This window comes from Sphingobacterium cellulitidis, assembly GCF_043187465.1.
GTDB classification, from domain to species: domain Bacteria; phylum Bacteroidota; class Bacteroidia; order Sphingobacteriales; family Sphingobacteriaceae; genus Sphingobacterium; species Sphingobacterium cellulitidis.
In genome coordinates, this window is record NZ_CP171136.1 from 3,385,307 (window position 1) to 3,404,081 (window position 18,775).

The 18,775-nt window shown below is 38.3% G+C and carries 6 protein-coding genes; 3 read left to right on the plus strand and 3 right to left on the minus strand.

The window, feature by feature from the left end; genetic code table 11:
* Window position 1 precedes the first annotated feature (1 nt).
* Window positions 2-1,570 carry a histidine ammonia-lyase gene (hutH, locus tag ACF3OC_RS14910; RefSeq protein ID WP_392469661.1) on the minus strand — a complete coding sequence of 523 codons (1,569 nt, stop codon included), beginning with the start codon at window positions 1,568-1,570 and terminating at the stop codon, window positions 2-4.
* A 78-nt stretch (window positions 1,571-1,648) separates the two neighbouring features.
* Between hutH and ACF3OC_RS14915 the strand changes: the two genes are divergently transcribed.
* From ACF3OC_RS14915 to ACF3OC_RS14925, 3 genes are all read left to right on the plus strand, one after another.
* Window positions 1,649-2,548, plus strand: a complete 900-nt coding sequence (locus ACF3OC_RS14915) for a LysR family transcriptional regulator (protein WP_392469663.1) — start codon at window positions 1,649-1,651, stop codon at window positions 2,546-2,548.
* Window positions 2,549-2,723: 175 nt separating this feature from the next.
* Entirely contained in the window at window positions 2,724-8,540 is a 5,817-nt protein-coding gene (locus ACF3OC_RS14920; protein ID WP_392469665.1) for an MG2 domain-containing protein, read from the plus strand.
* A gap of 160 nt (window positions 8,541-8,700) precedes the next feature.
* Complete coding sequence (locus ACF3OC_RS14925; RefSeq protein WP_392469667.1) at window positions 8,701-14,406, plus strand: alpha-2-macroglobulin family protein; 5,706 nt, start codon at window positions 8,701-8,703, stop codon at window positions 14,404-14,406.
* A gap of 81 nt (window positions 14,407-14,487) precedes the next feature.
* On the opposite strand, the gene ACF3OC_RS14930 is transcribed toward ACF3OC_RS14925, so the two are convergent.
* Both ACF3OC_RS14930 and ACF3OC_RS14935 read right to left on the minus strand, forming a co-directional pair.
* Window positions 14,488-16,734, minus strand: coding sequence for a sodium-translocating pyrophosphatase (locus ACF3OC_RS14930; RefSeq protein WP_094256175.1), 2,247 nt, complete (start codon window positions 16,732-16,734; stop codon window positions 14,488-14,490).
* 141 nt (window positions 16,735-16,875) lie between these two features.
* Window positions 16,876-18,774: an ATP-dependent DNA helicase RecQ gene (locus tag ACF3OC_RS14935; RefSeq protein WP_392469668.1), complete on the minus strand. Its 1,899-nt coding sequence runs from the start codon at window positions 18,772-18,774 to the stop codon at window positions 16,876-16,878.
* Window position 18,775 lies beyond the last annotated feature (1 nt).

Genomic DNA, 18,775 nt, shown 5'->3' on the forward strand with positions numbered 1-18,775 from the left:
ATCAATAGTTTTCAAAATATTCAACAGCATCACCAAAATATGGCTTATTACTATCCTTCGCGGCTTTTTTTGCGATTTCAATCAATTCACCAGATTTGATAATCGATAGGGCATTATCCAAGATATCCTGCATTGGCTGATCCTCTTCAATATGAGGAATTTTTGTTCTAATATGTTGATGAATTGCTTCCACCACTGCTGTAGATTGTTTAGGATTATGGAAATCTTTAGCTTGCGCTGCACAAAGCATTTCAATACTTAAGATTTTATCAACATTATCCAGTACCTGTAGGAGTTTTCTTCCGGAAATAGATCCCATGCTCACATGGTCTTCTTGGCCCAATGATGTAGGAATACTATCTGCTGATGCCGGAAAACAAAGCCCTTTGTTTTCACTAGCAATGGCTGCAGTACTGTATTGAAGGATCATAAATCCAGAATTTAAACCAGTTGCTTTCATCAACAATTTAGGCACCCCATTAGTTTCACCTTCGAGGGACAAATAAACCCTACGATCGGAGATATTCCCTAATTCAGATACTGCTAGCGTGGCATAATCCAATGGTAATGCAATAGGCTGACCATGGAATGAACCTCCAGAAATAGTAAGTTCACTATTAATAATTATTGGGTTATCTGTAACGGAATTGATTTCAGTTTCAATGATTTCCTTAAAGTGTAACCAAGCATTCCGGGATGCACCATGAACCTGAGGAATACAACGCAAGGAATAAGGATCCTGAACACGGGAGCAATTTTTATGAGATTCCAGAATCTCTGAATCCTTCAGGAGGTTGAATATGGTAGAAGCGACGAAAGTATTTCCTTTATAAGGTCTCAATTGATGAAGTTCTGAGAAAAATGGTTTGATTGAACCATTGAGGCCTTCGATCATCAGGGTTGCAATCAAGTCGGCATTATTCATCAATCTATTCATTTCTACAACGGCTTTGACACCATGGGCAGCCATAAATTGAGTTCCGTTAATTAATGCTAATCCTTCCTTCGCTCCAAGATGAATAGGTTCAATTTCATATTCCTTAAGCACCGATGCAGTATCCACTATTTGGCCATCCTTCCAGAGCTTACCAAGACCGATAAGCGGCAAAAATAAATGTGATAATGGTGCTAGGTCACCAGAAGCACCAACAGATCCTTGCTTTGGTATGACAGGAATGACATCATTTTGAATATGCCAGATAATCCGTTCCACTGTACTTAATTGAACACCGGAAAAACCTTTGGATAAGGCATGAACTTTCAAGATAAGCATGAGTTTACTCAATTCCTTATCGATTGGTTCTCCTACCCCAACGGCATGGCTTTTAAGAATGTTTTCCTGTAATTTTTTAGTATCCTGGGGACTGATCAAAGTAGTGCATAGTGGTCCGAAACCTGTATTGATTCCATAGACCACTTTTCCAGCATCCACAATCTCTTGAACATATTGGGCGCTTTGATTTATTTTGCTGATGGTTTCATCAGTCAATAGACCTTGACATTCAGATTTTGCAATAGCAATAGCTATAGAACTGGTCAAATAATCTTCTCCGTATTTAAATGTTTTCATGTTATTTCGCTGTGTTATCCAAATTTACCTGCTATATTTGATAATTGGCAATATCAATTTTAGCAACAACTGATAACTATGAATTATCAAATCGAACTTAGACATCTCCTCTATTTCAAAGTAGTTGCCGAGGAATTACACTTCAGGAGGGCGGCAGAAAGGTTATTCATTGCACAGCCGGGATTATCCCGACAAATCAAGCAATTGGAAGAGTATTATGGCACTTCCTTATTCATTCGAGATAAAAGAAATGTGGCCTTAACGGAGGCGGGAGTTTATCTTAAGAAGGAGGTTGAATTGATTTTTAATCAGTTGGATAACATCAAAGACCATATTGAGAAAATTTCAGAGGGAAAGATTACCTCCTTGAAATTAGGATTTATAGGATCAGCCGTGCAGGCGATGTTACCACAGTTATTAGTAGAGTTAAAACAGAAGCAGCCATTAATCGACATTACACTCAATGAATTGTCCAATGAGGTTCAGATTGACATGATCAACAAGCAGGAATTGGATTTTGGTTTTGTACGATTAAAAGACAGCCCCATAGGACTAAAATCTATTCCTATCTTAACTGAGCATTTTTCATTGGTAGTACCCAAGAATACGGTTTCAAAATCAAAAGGAAAAGTCAATTTAAATGACTTCAAGGACGAGTCATTTATTCTCTTTTCCAAAGAGTATAGCAATTCTTATTACGAGTTGGTGATGAGCATTTTTGAGGATCATAATTTTGTTCCACATGTAGCGCTGAGGACTGTGAATGCATTAAGTATTTTCAATCTGGTGAGTCAAGGCTTGGGTGTTGCCATTGTTCCGACCTCCTTAAAAAAAGGTTACCATACGCATGTAGACTTTTTAGAGTTGAATCATCTTCCCCAACGAACCACCTTATCCCTTATCTGGAGTAAGAAGAATCGAAATCCAGGCATACCTCTTATGTTGGAGATTGTCGAAGGGTTAAAAAAGAAACATTAATCCCTAAAGAAAATATCAATTCATAAATCTATTTGACTCCCTATGAGTCAACCAAATAGCAACTGGTATATTTTAGGAAGAAAGATTTAGTAAGTTATTTTTATATAAATTTATGGAAACCAATATTTTTCTGCATCCATCTGGAAAATGGTTACTATCTAACGGTTTATGATTTATGAAAAGAATTATTCTATTAATATTTGCACTCACCCCACTCCTGTTATTCAGTCAGGGAATTAACACTAAAAACATGATTGATGAAAAATGGAAAGAGGTAGACCGATTAATTTCTATTGGGAATTATGAACAGACTACCCCGCTATTGCATGAAATAAAGGCTTACGCTAAGAAGGCAAAGGATGGTCCTATGGAGATTCGCGCCATTTTAGCGGAGAGTCAATTGCTTAAAGTAAACACGACGCAAGAAGATTTTTTTGATAAAGTTGAAAAACACTTTCAAAAAAGCATCGATCAAACGGAGGGAGTTCAAAGAAGTATACTTTATAGCTTCTATGCTCAGTTTCTGGGTAGTAATATGCAATATTTCAGTGAAAGCAAGAATAAATTTTTAGAGGCAGATGAGGAAACCAAGTATAAAATCTTGGACTCCATATTCAATAAATCATTGGAGAACAAAGACCTACTCTTGAAGCAACCTATTGAAAACTGGAAGTCCTTATTCACTGAATCCAAAAATTTAAGTCTTAGTCCTACTTTATATCATTTTAATATTAATCCATATCTAGCATTTTTGAGATTTGATAGAAAAAAGAATGCAGAAAAGATTGAGAAAATATCCAAAGATTTAATTAGCATCAACAAAAAAGCAGGTTATGCCGATGCAACTTCTTATTTATTGGTCAATAATTTATCTATTGATAGGCTTAAAAATGATGATTTAATCAAGGCACTCAAAAACATAATCACTCAAAATAAGAGCGATTATAATGTCCACATTTACATCAGCATAGCAGAAGTCTTTAGTCAAAGGAATGATAAAAAATCGGCTGTAGAATATTTGGCCAAGGCAAAACAAGAATATCCAAATTCTGCATGGATTAAGGATGTTGAATTTCTTATCAACCAATATAAGAGTGTGAGAATTCAATTTTCAAATTCTCAAATCATTCCTTCCAAGGAAAACAGTCCAATACAGCTTTCCCATAGGAATGCCGAAAAGTTATATTTGAAAGTTTTCAATGTTACTAATACTCCGACCAACTACATAAACTACAAGGTTAAATTAGATAGTTTAACTAAAATAGTCGGAATTAACGCTAAAGAAGTTTATTCTGAAGAGATTCCCATCAAAACCTATGATGATTATAGTGATCATTCTACCATCTATAAGATTAATCCATTATCCTATGGCAATTATGTTATTCTAATTTCAAACAATTCAGATTTTAAGGATGATGGGCTGTTCAATAGTGTTGAATCTTCAAGTTTTGTAGTTTCTGATTTGTTTAATTTTTCAGCTATTCAGAAAGTAAATCTTTCTAAAAGATTATTAAACGGGCAGTTTATCGATCGTAAAACTGGTTTAGCCTATGGAAATAAAAACTTTGAGATTTATGATTTAAACACTGGCAAAGCGCCAAAGCTTTTACACAAGGTTAAGACTAACCAGCATGGGGAATTTTCAATAAATATTAGTGAGGATTTCTATTTCCAATTTCAATCAGGAGTAATGGTCTATCTTGCTGATGAAAAGCAATTCATCAAGACAGATGCTCCTCAGGATTTTAGTTTTAGATACGATGAAAAGGAAGAAGAGGCTGAAAATTTTAACACAAAAATTCTAACAGACCGAAGTATTTATCGACCTGGCCAAAAGGTTTACTTCAAAGGCATTGTTTACAATAATAATTCCTTATCGGGAAAGGTTATTGAGGGAAAAAAACTTGAAGTATTTTTACAAGATGCCAACGGCCAGACCGTGGATTCCCTAAACCTTACGAGTAATACGTTTGGATCTGTTCATGGCGAACTTAAGATTCCAAGCAATACCTTAGCAGGAAGTTTCAATATCTTGATTGAAGATAAAGGGCAACAAATAGGGTATTATTCATTTAGTGTAGAAGAGTACAAACGGCCAACATTTAGTGTCAGATTTGAGACTAATAAGGAAACTTACAAACGTTCAGACATCGCTGAATTTATTGGAAATATTGAATCGTACTCTGGAGTTGCGCTTTCAGGTTCAACCATAAATTACAAGGTTGATATTTATTCTTATCAACCAAATTACACAAGGTTTACTTTAGTTGATAGTTCAGTGGTTTCGGATGATCTAGGGAAGTTTAAGATCAAGGTGCCATTGGAAGACACGGCTTTAAATAAACTGAAAGAATTCAATATCAGTATTACAGCTGAGGCAGTCAACCAGACTGGTGAAATGCAACAAGCATCCGTATTTTACACCTACTCTGACAAACCTTGGCTGATAAATATTCAAGGCCCAACCTTGGTAGAAGCTGGTAAATGGAGTAAAATATTCCTTAGTACGGTAAATAGAAACAATCAAGCACTTCCCATGACTGGGGAGTTAAAAATCTATAAATATCCGGAAGCAGGAATAACCTTACCTGTTCAGGATAATAATATTTTCAGAGGGATTGATTATCATTTATTCAGTAATGATGAATACAAAAAATTATTTCCGAAATCATTCGATATATCCTTAGTTGAAAAGAAACCATCGGAATTGATAAAGACATATTCATTTGACACTAGAGATACCGGATTAGTAAAAATTGATTCTACCTTGTTCCCAAAAGGAAATTATTATGTGGAAGTCGTTTCAATCCAAGGAAAAGACACAATTAGAAGTCAAGCAAATGTGAAGGTTTTTGACCCTATTACCAAAAAATCTAGCAATTATGATTTTCTAACTTTCTCTTTCGATAAGGTCAATTATGGTTTGGATGAGCAGGTCAAAGTAAATTTTTATACGGATGAACCCGATGCTAAGGAGATATTTCTATTTCCAAGTAATTCCTTTGGTCAAAAAGAGACCTTGAGTATTCCGGTAAAACAGGGAAAAGCTACCTATGAGTTTAAGTTTGATAAAGAAAAGTTTTCACGAGGTTATCAATTTGAAGCCTTGCTAATTGTAAACAATCAAATTCAAAATTTTCCTATCCATGTTCCTAAAAAAAGTGATGATCAAGACTTGAAGATTAAGATAAGTAGCTTTAGGGACAAAATTCTTCCAGGAATTAAGGAGAAATGGAGCTTCAACATCCTTCAAAAGGATAAGGTATTACCAGCAGAGGTGTTAGCCACGATGTACGATATGTCCTTAGACATATTCGGAGTTAATTATTATTCTACCTATTTTGACAGGTATTCACCTTCTTACTATCGTTATTACAATTTATCGTATATATTTTATGCAAAATCTTCCTCAGAATCTTATGGAATAATTGACCCTAATATTGAAGTAGTTGGGACTGACTTAGCATTGGTTAATAATTATGAATTATGGGCATACTATTGGTTAAATCGTGGAATTTTTGGTTATGGTAGTTCCAAAGTATCTGGATTTATAAGAGGAACAACCCATGGTGTTGAAGATTCTTCAGCTGGAGTTAGAGGAAGAGCCAGTTTATCGGCAAAATCTATTAGAGCAGATGCTGAACCAATTGCTGAAGATATGGTAGTTGCAGAAGTTGTAACGACAAACGGCATGCAGGACGCTGATTTAAAAGCTCAAAATTATAATCCTGCTGAGGAGAGTTTAAACCAAAAAGGGGCTGAGGATAACCTCTCCCAAGTCCAAGCGCGGAAGAACCTCCAGGAAACAGCCTTCTTCTACCCTAACCTGTACACCGACAAGGATGGCAACATCAGTTTCGAGTTTGACAGTCCTGAGGCCTTGACCAAGTGGAAGCTCATGCTGTTCGCCCATGGCAAGAACCTGGAAGTAGGGTCTGCGCAGTTCTTTACCCAGACGCAGAAACAATTGATGATACGTCCCAACCTGCCAAGGTATTTCCGGGAGTCCGATGAGATCGAGATCATCGCGCAGGTGCAGAACCTAAGTGAGGAAGTCCAAAAAGGAAAAGCGAAGATTGAGATCATCAATCCGGTGGATAATGCCGACATCAGCGACAAGTTTGTGGTCAGCGCTATCTCGACGAATTTTACAGTCGAGAAGAGCAATAACCAAACGGTGTCCTGGAAGCTCAAGATTCCAGAGGGATATCCTGCAGTGCAGGTCAAAATCGTAGCTGCAAGTGCAGAATACTCCGATGGGGAGATTATGGAACTGCCGGTATTATCCAACAAGGTATTGATAGCAGAGATCCAGAAGATCGCATTGAAGGCTGGCGAAAAGAAAGATTTCAATATCGAATCAGCTGGAAAGAACAACCTACAGGCCAAGGTTCAGGTTCAAAGCAACCCGATCCTGGAGATCATCTCTGCCATCGATTACCTCAAGAACTATCCATACGAATGTACCGAACAGTCTACCAGCAAATGGTTCGGCTATAAGATGGTACAATACATCGGCAAGCACTATCCGGCCATTTCCGATTATTTTAAATCGATCAAGGCAAAGGATACCAAGAGCCGATTGGAGGAGAATGCGCAGCTGAGCGAATTGAAGTTACAAGAGATGCCTTGGCTTCGCGACATACAGCATGACAGCAAGAGATTGGAGGCCATAGCGGAACTGTTCAATTCCAATATCGAAACCGAGCTCAAGGGAATCGAACAAAAGATATTGCGTGGTCAACTGGACAACGGTTCTTTCCCTTGGTTTGAGGGCGGAAAAACAGATACCCATATCTCCATGAGAATATTGGAGGTGGTCGGAAAGGTATTCTACCTCGATCACAACCTGGTCAATCCGCAGATGAACGGTAGCATGCGCAGGTTGGCAAACTACCTGGATCAAGATACTAGCATCACCAGGGAGAAAGCGTCTGCGAGCATTGCCCTGGATTATCTATATGCCCGTCATTTCTGGAATTCAGAGGTCAAGGTTCCGCAGAAGAACAGTGAGGTCCTCAAGGCCAAGATTGCCAAGGCTCCGATCATTACCGCCAAGGGTCCTGCCGGCTATGCCGCAAAGGCATGGGTGGTAAACCAATTGTTTGGCGTATCAAAAGAGTCCAATGAAATCAAGAACAGGATTCAACAAGAGGTGATCCTGGATCCTGAAAAGGGAATGTACTGGGAAAGCAACAGTAAACATTACAATGATATCAGCTTACAGAGCTATATGTTGGAGGCCTATAAATTATATGACCCGAGCAAGTTGAATGCCATCAGTCAGTGGATTTTCTTCAAGAAGGAAGCCAATTATTGGCGCAGCACCTGGATGACGGTGGATGCTGTCTACAGTCTCCTGTTGACCAATAATCCGAAGGACTTTAGTTTGGAAAACACGGTGAAGGTATTGGTTGATGGACAGAAGACACAGTTGGACAGCGTTGTTCTGGGACAGGTATCCAAGACCTTTACCAAAGAAGACCTGCAGAAAAATAGAACCATACAATTACAGAACGACAATGACCGGACAGTGTTCGGAGGTGTTTTCCACCAGTATTTCTTGCCGGTATCAGAGGTAAAAAGTTCAACCAATGACATCAAGGTCAGCAAACAGTACATGGTGGAACGGAATGGTAAATGGATGGAGAGCAAAGATGCAAAACTCGGAGAAAGGATCAAGGTGGTCATAACGGTCATCAATGATCAGGACCTGGAGTATGTGCACTTGAAGGATAGTCGTCCAGCGGGTGTTGAGCCTGTATACGTTCCTTCAGGTTACAATTGGAGAAACAACTTCTATTTTACCTTGAAGGATGCATCGACCAACTATTTCTTCAATTCCTTGCCTAAAGGAAAAAGAACGTTCGAATATGAGGTCAAAGCAAATAATATTGGTGTATTCAATTCTGGGATTACAGGTATTGAAAGCATGTATGACCCGACGGTTAATGCAAGGTCAGATAATAAGGTGATCAGGATTGTGAAGTAGGGAATATTAGAAATAAAATGAGAAGGGCAATTGATATCAATTGCCCTTCTCATTTTATTAAAGACTTCCCTTTCTACTGCCAAGTCAAGCTTATTTAAAATAATTTTATGAAAAACAATATTAGGATGCATCTTAAATTAAGAACGCCAATTATTAATTCATGAAAATAATCCTACAAATATTATTGTTTATCCTCCCGTTTTTAGCTTTTTCACAGACAGTTAGACAAGATAGTGGAGAAAAATGGAAAGAAATCAACCATTTGCAAAGTGTTAGAAATTACAAAGAAACTATCCCAATTTTAAATGAAATAAAGAAGTCCTCTAAAGGAAGAAAAGATGATGCCCTAGAGGTAAGGATAATTCTCGCGGAAACCATGGGACTCAGGGAAAATGTTACTAATGCAGACTTATTCGAAAAAATAGAACAACATTTTATCCGGAACATTAAGGGAAAAAATAAAGTTCAAAGAGCAGTACTATATCAAGCTTATGCCTTATTTCTTCTAAATAATATTAAAAAGAGTCCATCCAAAACCAATAATGAATTTCTGGGATCAACCAGGGAAAGGAAATTAAAAATCATAGATAGTCTCTTCAAAAAAACTATTGCCAATAAAAATATTCTCCTAAAACAACCTATGGAAAAATGGCAACCATTAATGCAAGATTCCAACAATCTTTCTATTCAACCTAGTTTATATCATTTCAATCTGGACACCTATTTAAAGTTTTTACTTATGGACAGAAAGAACAATTTGGATCATGCCAATAAACTATTAACAGATATTCTTGCCTATAATAAGAAGATGGGGTTTGAGGATGCATCCGCCAACCTCCTGGCTAAGTACCTATATATAGAAGACCGAGATACATCGGGTATAATAGAAGCTTACGAAGGAATTATTCAAAAAACTAATAGTCAATTTAATGCTCAAATCTATATAATGTTGGCAGAAAGACTTAGTTTTATGAATCCTAAATTACAGGTAAGGTATTTAAAGAAGGGAAAAAAACTATATCCAAACTCAGTTTGGGCACCGAAATTAGATTCATTGATTCATACCTTTAATGATGTAAAATTAAATCTCAAGCATAATTCCTCCATACCTACCAACGAATATGTTCCCATAGTTCTTTCAGTAAGGCATATTGAAAAGATATACGTGAAAGTTTTCAAGTTCCAAAACGATATAGATTATTATTCAAATTCAACAGCTGGATTCAGCGATTTAATTAGCAATTCAAAAGAAATCTATTCTGAAGAAGTTGCATTGAAACCATTCGATGATTTCCAAATCCATACTACTTACTTCAAAATAAACCCATTAACTGCTGGAAAATATCGAATCTTGATTTCAAACAATTCTGAATTTCAAAATAATGATATCAATAAAATAGTAGCAGAATCCAAGTTTGAAGTGACTGACTATTTTTTTAAGACTTCGATTGAAAAGGCTGTCGATGGAGGTAATATATTTTATACATTCCTTGCCAATCGGAAAAATGGCGAGACTTACAAAGAGAAAAAGCTGAAAATCGTTAAGATAAATACTAGAGATACTATTTTAACAGAAACAAATACAAATCATGCTGGAGAAATATCGTTTCCTATCCCTACAGATTCAGTTAAATTTTATGCTGAAGATATCGGTATTTTCCTCCCAGAAGAAAACCAACATCTAGTTTATAGTAGGACCAACAATTTTTATGAAGGGGATCGGGCTTATAAGAATCAATTGGATTACGATGCAAAAATTCTACTTGATCGTAATATTTTTAGACCGGGTCAGAAAGTTCACTTCAAGGTAATCAGTTATCAAAACAATACTTTTGACAGGAAAACATTAGCGGGGAAAACATTGAAAGTGCTAATAAAAACTAACAATAACCAACTATTGGACTCTGTGGTCCAAACTACAGATAGTTTTGGATCAATACATGGAGAATTTGTTCTACCAGAAAAAACAGAACTTGCCCTTTACCAGATCATTGTCAAAGAAGGAAATCATTTTATTAGCTCTTCAAGTTTCCGAGTAGATGAATATAAGAGACCGACATTCAAGATTTATCTCAATAAAATTAAAGATACCTATACATCGAATGATACGGCGGAGTTTACTGGATGGGTGGAGACATTTTCTGGAGTAAAATTAAGTGGAACAACGGTTTCTTATACAATAAATGTAATTACACATGACCCGAGCTCGGAATATTTCAAACTTCCTTCAGGAACTTTACAAACTGAAAAAGATGGAACTCTTAAAATTAAGGTTCCACTAAATGATAGTCTTTTTGCAGATTTCAAAGGCTATAGTATTTTATTGAATACTTTTGCAACAGGCCCAACCGGCGAATCCCAAGAGGCATATACCCATTATATTTATTCTGATATTCTCGGAAATGCAATAATAGATATAGATAATAAAAAATTATTTACCAGCAAATTTGATGAAATCGAAATAGCTGGTAAAAATGAAAACCAAGAGAATGTAAATATTTCTGGAAAAATTCAAATTTTTAAAAGACCAGAACCTAGCACGATCTCGGTTTCCAGCTGGTATTCTTCCACTAAATTTCTCGATGAGAAAGGATTTCATATTTTTACACCCGAGGAGTACATTAAGTATTTCCCTACACTAGTAACGAAAAAAGACTTTGAAATTCCAAAAGACAGTCTTATAGTAACCTACCCTTTTGACACCAGACTTTCACAGACTATCAAGATCGATCCAAAATTATTTCCTTCAGGGAGTTATTACATTAAAGCCATTGATGGCACTGATTCTACCATTTTAGGTAATAAATGGTTTCAGTTAGAAGATAGCATAACAGGCAGAAAGGGTAACAAAAACTTTTTAGTATACAAATTTGATAAGGAACGCTATCTCATCAACGATTGGGTAACAATTGACTTTTACACTGATTTTAAAAATGCTAAGGAGGTTCTTTTAGTTCCATTTGATAACCAACAAAGATTTGAAACCATTATTCTTCCTATTAAGAATGGTCATTCTTCATATTCTTTTTTACTGGACAGTTTAAAAATCAGTAATTACTATCAGTTTCAAGCTACATTAATCAATGAAAATAAGACACAAAACCTTGGCATAACAATACCTTTACATCAGGAAAATAATCAACTAAAAATAAAGGCAAATACTTTTAGAAGTAAAATACACCCTGGTAGCAAGGAAAAATGGAGTTTTAATATATCCCTGAAAGATAAACCAATCCCAACCACTGTATTAGTAACTATGTATGATATATCCTTGGATGAATTTTATAAAACAAACTACTCAATACGTTGGGATTTTAATTACGATTTAAGAACATACGCGATTAGACATAATGCCTTTTATACTTTGCTGAAAGCGCGTGATGAAGAAGATTATATCAATCTTTACATTCCAAGGAATGTTTTAAATTTCCATGAAATAAATAATTTCGATTTGTGGGATTCCTCAATATTAAATCAAGGTGATATTTCTTATTTAGAAAATTACAACAGGTATTATGATTTTGAGGCGATATGGTCTCCAGCATATTTAAATCAAGTTGATGAACCTCCAAGAGGAGAATTCGATTCAAAAATAGAAGGTTTTGGTATGTCTGAGATAAATTCTTGGGAATTATCCGTAAACCTTTCTAAAGTCCAAGCGCGCAAGAATCTTCAGGAAACAGCCTTCTTCTACCCTAACCTGTACACCGACAAGGATGGCAACATCAGTTTCGAGTTTGACAGTCCTGAGGCCTTGACCAAGTGGAAGCTCATGCTGTTCGCCCATGGCAAGAACCTGGAAGTAGGGTCTGCGCAGTTCTTTACCCAGACGCAGAAACAATTGATGATATGTCCCAACCTGCCAAGGTATTTCCGGGAGTCCGATGAGATCGAGATCTTCGCGCAGGTACAGAACCTAAGTGAGAAGGCCCAAAAAGGAAAAGCGAAGATTGAGATCATCAATCCGGTGGATAATGCCGACATCAGCGACAAGTTTGTGGTCAGCGCTATCTCGACGGATTTTACTGTCGAGAAGAGCAATAACCAAACGGTGTCCTGGAAGCTCAATATCCCGGAGGGATATCCTGCAGTGCAGGTCAAAATCGTCGCTGCAAGTGCAGAATACTCCGATGGGGAGATTATGGAACTGCCAATATTATCCAACAAGGTATTGATAGCAGAGACCCAGAAGATCGCCTTGAAGGCTGGCGAAAAGAAAGATTTCAATATCGAATCAGCTGGAAAGAACAACCTGCAGGCCAAGGTTCAGGTTCAAAGCAACCCGATCCTGGAGATCATCTCTGCCATCGATTACCTCAAGAACTATCCATATGAATGTACCGAACAGTCTACCAGCAAATGGTTCGGCTATAAGATGGTACAATACATCGGCAAGCACTATCCGGCCATTTCCGATTATTTTAAATCGATCAAGGCAAAGGATACCAAGAGCCGCTTGGAGGAGAATGCGCAGCTCAGCGAATTGAAGTTACAAGAAATGCCTTGGCTTCGCGACATACAGCATGACAGCAAGAGATTGGAGGCCATAGCGGAACTGTTCAATTCCAATATCGAAACCGAGCTCAAGGGAATCGAACAAAAGATATTGCGTGGTCAATTGGACAACGGTTCTTTCCCTTGGTTTGAGGGCGGAAAAACAGATACCCATATCTCCATGAGAATATTGGAGGTGGTCGGAAAGGTATTCTACCTCGATCACAACCTGGTCAATCCGCAGATGAACGGTAGCATGCGCAGGTTGGCAAACTACCTGGATCAGGACAGCAGCATCACCAGGGAGAAAGCATCTGCGAGCATTGCCCTGGATTATCTATATGCCCGTCATTTCTGGAATTCAGAGGTCAAGGTTCCGCAGAAGAACAGTGAGGTCCTCAAGGCCAAGATTGCCAAGGCTCCGATCATTACCGCCAAGGGTCCTGCCGGCTATGCCGCCAAGGCATGGGTGGTAAACCAATTGTTTGGCGTATCAAAAGAGTCCAATGAAATCAAGAACAGGATTCAACAAGAGGTGATCCTGGATCCTGAAAAGGGAAGGTACTGGGAAAGCAACAGTAAACATTACAATGATATCAGCTTACAGAGCTATATGCTGGAGGCCTATAAATTATATGACCCGAGCAAGTTGAATGCCATCAGTCAGTGGATTTTCTTCAAGAAGGAAGCCAATTATTGGCGCAGCACCTGGATGACGGTGGATGCTGTCTACAGTCTCCTGTTGACCAATAATCCGAAGGACTTTAGCTTGGAAAACACGGTGAAGGTATTGGTTGATGGACAGAAGACACAGTTGGACAGCGTTGTTCTGGGACAGGTATCCAAAACCTTTACCAAAGAGGACCTGCAGAAAAATAGAACCATACAATTACAGAACGACAATGACCGGACAGTGTTCGGAGGTGTTTTCCACCAGTATTTCTTGCCGGTATCAGAGGTAAAAAGTTCAACCAATGACATCAAGGTCAGCAAACAGTACATGGTAGAGCGGAATGGTAAATGGATGGAGAGCGAAGAGGCAAAACTCGGAGAAAGGATCAAGGTGGTCATAACGGTCATCAACGATCAGGACCTGGAGTATGTGCACTTGAAGGATAGTCGTCCGGCGGGTGTTGAGTCTGTATATGTCCCTTCAGGTTACAATTGGAGAAACAACTTCTATTTTACCTTGAAGGATGCATCGACCAACTATTTCTTCAATTCCTTGCCAAAAGGAAAAAGGACGTTCGAATATGAGGTCAAAGCAAATAACATTGGCCTATTCAATTCTGGGATTACAGGTATTGAAAGCATGTATGACCCAACGGTCAATGCAAGGTCAGCTAATAAGGTGATCAGGATTGTGAAGTAGGGAATAATAGGCTGAAAAAACGAAAGCCCTCTAAAGCGTAAATTGCTATAGAGGGCTTTTATTTTTAGAAAGGTTTAATGCTTATTTATTTTTAGTGATAAGTGGTTTATGATCTACCACTACCACTTTTTCTTTTGTTTCTAGCTTTTCTTTTTTGGCATTTTCAGCAATGGTATGACCACCCAGAATTGGGGCAATCACCAACCCAACCAAACAAGTCAACTTGATTAAGATATTCATGGAAGGTCCAGAAGTATCTTTGAAAGGGTCTCCTACTGTATCACCAGTTACTGCTGCTTTATGTGCATCAGAACCTTTGAAGGTCATTTCACCATTGATCATAACCCCAGCTTCGAAGGATTTTTTGGCATTATCCCAAGCTCCACCGGCATTATTTTGAAATATGGCCCACATTACACCAGATACCGCAACACCAGCCATATAAGCTCCTAGAGCCTCAGGTCCCATTACAAATCCAACAATGATTGGTGTAATGATAGTGATTGCTCCAGGCAACATCATTTCACGTAATGCTGCTTTAGTGGAGATATCCACACATCTACCATAATCAGGCTTTCCTGTTCCTTCCAAGATTCCTGGAATTTCACGGAATTGTCTTCTTACTTCGTTTACCATATCCATTGCTGCTTTACCAACAGATTGCATGGCTAAGGCAGAGAATACGACAGGAATCATACCACCGATAAACAATGCTGCCAGTACATCAGCTTTGAAAATATTAATTCCATCGATTCCAGTAAAGGTTACATAAGCTGCAAATAAGGCAAGGGCGGTCAATGCTGCAGAGGCAATGGCAAATCCTTTTCCTACCGCAGCGGTCGTATTACCAACAGAATCCAATACATCCGTACGCTGACGCACTTCCTTAGGAAGTTCACTCATTTCTGCGATACCACCGGCATTATCAGCAATTGGTCCGAAAGCATCGATTGCCAATTGCATGGCAGTAGTCGCCATCATGGCAGAAGCAGCAATAGCTACACCATAAAATCCAGCCAATTCGTAGGAACCCCAAATTGCCAAAGCAAATAAGATTACGGAAGAAGCTGTCGATTTCATTCCTGTTGCCAAACCAGCAATAATATTAGTTGCTGCACCTGTAGAGGAGTTTTGAACGATATTTAAAACTGGTTTTTTACCAAGACCAGTATAGTATTCTGTAAAAGATGAAATTAAACCACCCACTGCCAATCCCACGATAGTAGAATAGAAAATATTCATTCGAGGGACATCTTGATAACCTTCACCAAAGAACTTCATTTGGATAACCTCAGGTAGCATATATTGGATCAAAAAGAAACAAGCAATGACTGTTAATAAGATCGAAGCCCAGTTACCCATATTCAAGGCTTTCTGAACTTGGTTTTCTCTTGCATCATTTGAGGTTACTTTCACCAAGAACGTTCCGATAATAGATGCTAGAATACCCACCCCTGCAATCACAATTGGAAGAAGAATTGGTCCCATTCCATGGAATGCATCGGTGAATTGTGAACCATTCACTTCAGACATATCTTTGATGATATAGTTACCCAAAACCATTGATGCCAATACGGTAGCCACATAAGAACCAAAAAGGTCGGCTCCCATTCCTGCAACATCTCCCACATTATCACCTACGTTATCAGCAATTGTTGCTGGGTTTCGGGGATCATCTTCAGGGATTCCGGCTTCCACTTTACCCACTAAATCTGCTCCCACGTCGGCTGCTTTGGTATAGATACCTCCACCTACCCTAGCGAAAAGGGCAATGGATTCAGCACCTAGAGAAAAGCCTGCCAGGGCTTCCAGAACGACGGTCATTTCCAAATAGAAGTTTCCACCTTCGGTCAAAAACATTTTCAGGAACAACAGAAAGAAAATACTCAATCCCAATACCGCTAATCCAGCTACGCCTAATCCCATTACGGTACCTCCAGAGAAGGAAACTTTCAGGGCTTGTGGAAGACTGGTTCTAGCTGCTTGGGTTGTTCTGACATTGGCACTTGTTGCGATCCGCATACCAATATTCCCTGCCAAGGCGGAGAAGAAGGCACCACAGATAAATGCAACCACGATAATCCAATGGGAAGTCTCTACCAGGGTAGAAACGATGAAAAGTGCAATCGAAGCGATTACAACAAAAATAAGGAGGATTCGGTATTCTGCCTTAAGGAAAGCCATAGCTCCCTCTTGAATACTCTTGGAAATGGATTGCATCTTGCCGTCACCAGCATCCTGCTTACGAACCCATCCTGCTTTGACAAACATAAATAATAAACCCAATACAGCGAGTGCTGCTGGTAAATAGATGATAAATTGTTCCATACAAAGTTTATTTGGTTAGTATTAAAGATAACATATTTTTTTATCAATATACAAACCCCAAAAAACAAGTATTTAATGAGCATGAAACGTTAAAGCTTGGAAATACAACAACTTAGGAAAGACTAGGTAATTAAATGTGGTCTACAGGGCGTTCCAATGGTAAAGGTCGTTTTCTAGCTTGACTCTTTCAGTATCCAACAAATTTCGAAGAACTCGGAGTCGATCTTCATCTTTTCCAATTTCAATTTCTTCAATCAAATCATGTAATAATCGAGGTTTATCAAGCAGTAAGAATTGGATTTTCTTCTCAATAGATTCGGACATTCCAACCTTATGTTCTCTTACCACACAGAGATCACATACGCCACAGGGTTCAGTTGCTTCTTCACCAAAATAATGCTGTAAGCTCAAACTACGGCAAGCTTTGCTATCCAAATATTGATAAATAGCTTTGATCTGTTCTTCTTTGATAAGCTTTCTTTCTTCAATAAATTGGGTGTCAATATAGAGGTTTTTATAGTCTACACGTCCTTGCAGGAACTGAAGTTGGGGTGAGTCGGTTTTAGCAATATAAGTAACCAATTCCTGTTGTTGGAGATACTTAAGCATTCGCTGGACCTCCTCAAGGGGTTTGGATAATTTCTTAGCGATTTCAAATTCATTAATTGGGACATAATAATCAAAAACCCCACCGTACAATCGTAATATGGTCTTAATCAAAGGATCATAGGCCGCACTTTGCACTTGAAATTTATAGAGTTCTTGGAAATCCACTTCAAATTTTAATCGTGCAGGAATATATACCGCTTCACTTAAGGTCAGCCATTTATCTCTTTCAAGGAATTTGAAGGCACTCAATGTTTTTAGTACCTCTAGTTTATAACGCTTGGCAAAATCCAGCACATCAAAATCAAAGGTCAAACCTTTTCCGGCACCGTAGGCAATTTGGAAATAATTGCAAAGGTGATGGTATACTTGCTGGATATATTGAAAGTCCGGGAAGTTCAGGTCAATATTTTCCCAGAGTTCATTTCGATCGGCTTGTTGATATAATAAAACTGGATAAGCTTTTTTACCATCTCGGCCTGCCCGTCCTGCTTCTTGATAATACGCTTCCAAGGAGTCTGGGATGTCCAGGTGGATAACAAATCTGACATCCGCTTTATCTATTCCCATTCCAAATGCATTGGTAGCAACAATTACCCGAATTTGGTTATTGGTCCATGCTTCTTGTTTTTTTGAACGGGTATTGATATCTAATCCGGCATGATAAAAATCAGCTGGAATTCCATGATTCAGCAGATAGCGTGCTACTTCTTGGGTTTCGCGTCGGTTTCTGACATATACGATTCCTGTCCCACCAATTTTGGAGATAACCTTCAACATTCTACCCATCTTATTTTCCTCATTGAAAACCATATAGGCTAGATTTTCTCTTCGAAAGCTCTTGGAAAGAACATTTTCGGATTTGAACCCGAGTTTCTCTTGAATGTCAGCAACCACTTTAGGCGTTGCTGTTGCCGTTAATGCGAGGATAGGAACCTTTGGTTGTAGCTCCCGAAGTTTGATGAGTTCTAAGTAAGAAGGTCGGAAATCGTAACCCCATTGGGAAATACAGTGAGCCTCATCGATAGCAATCAGGTTCACCTTCATGTGGCGGATTCTTTCCTGAACCATGTCATTGTATAACCTTTCAGGTGCGAGGTAAAGGAATTTAATATTTCCAAATATGCAATTATCCAAGGCAATATCTACCTCTCGATGAGACATACCGGAAAAGATGGCAATCGCTTGAATATTTCTTTTACGTAGATTTTCAACCTGGTCCTTCATCAAAGCGATCAAAGGGCTGATGACGATGCAGATTCCTTCATTAAGCAAGGCAGGAACCTGAAAACAAATAGACTTACCTCCACCTGTAGGCATTAATGCTAAGGTGTCATTTCCAATTAGAATTTCGTGAATAATTTCCTCCTGTAAAGGTCGGAACTTGTCATATCCCCAATATTCTTTTAAAACAGATAAGCTTGTTTTTTCCATT

What these genes read in the sequence shown, in the direction of transcription:
- ACF3OC_RS14925 (WP_392469667.1), top strand. Translation starts at nt 8,701, where the DNA reads ATGAAAATAATCCTACAAATATTATTGTTTATCCTCCCGTTTTTAGCT.
- ACF3OC_RS14920 (WP_392469665.1), top strand. Translation starts at nt 2,724, where the DNA reads ATGAAAAGAATTATTCTATTAATATTTGCACTCACCCCACTCCTGTTA.
- ACF3OC_RS14915 (WP_392469663.1), top strand. Translation starts at nt 1,649, where the DNA reads ATGAATTATCAAATCGAACTTAGACATCTCCTCTATTTCAAAGTAGTT.
- hutH (WP_392469661.1), bottom strand. Translation starts at nt 1,570, where the DNA reads ATGAAAACATTTAAATACGGAGAAGATTATTTGACCAGTTCTATAGCT.
- ACF3OC_RS14930 (WP_094256175.1), bottom strand. Translation starts at nt 16,734, where the DNA reads ATGGAACAATTTATCATCTATTTACCAGCAGCACTCGCTGTATTGGGT.
- ACF3OC_RS14935 (WP_392469668.1), bottom strand. Translation starts at nt 18,774, where the DNA reads ATGGAAAAAACAAGCTTATCTGTTTTAAAAGAATATTGGGGATATGAC.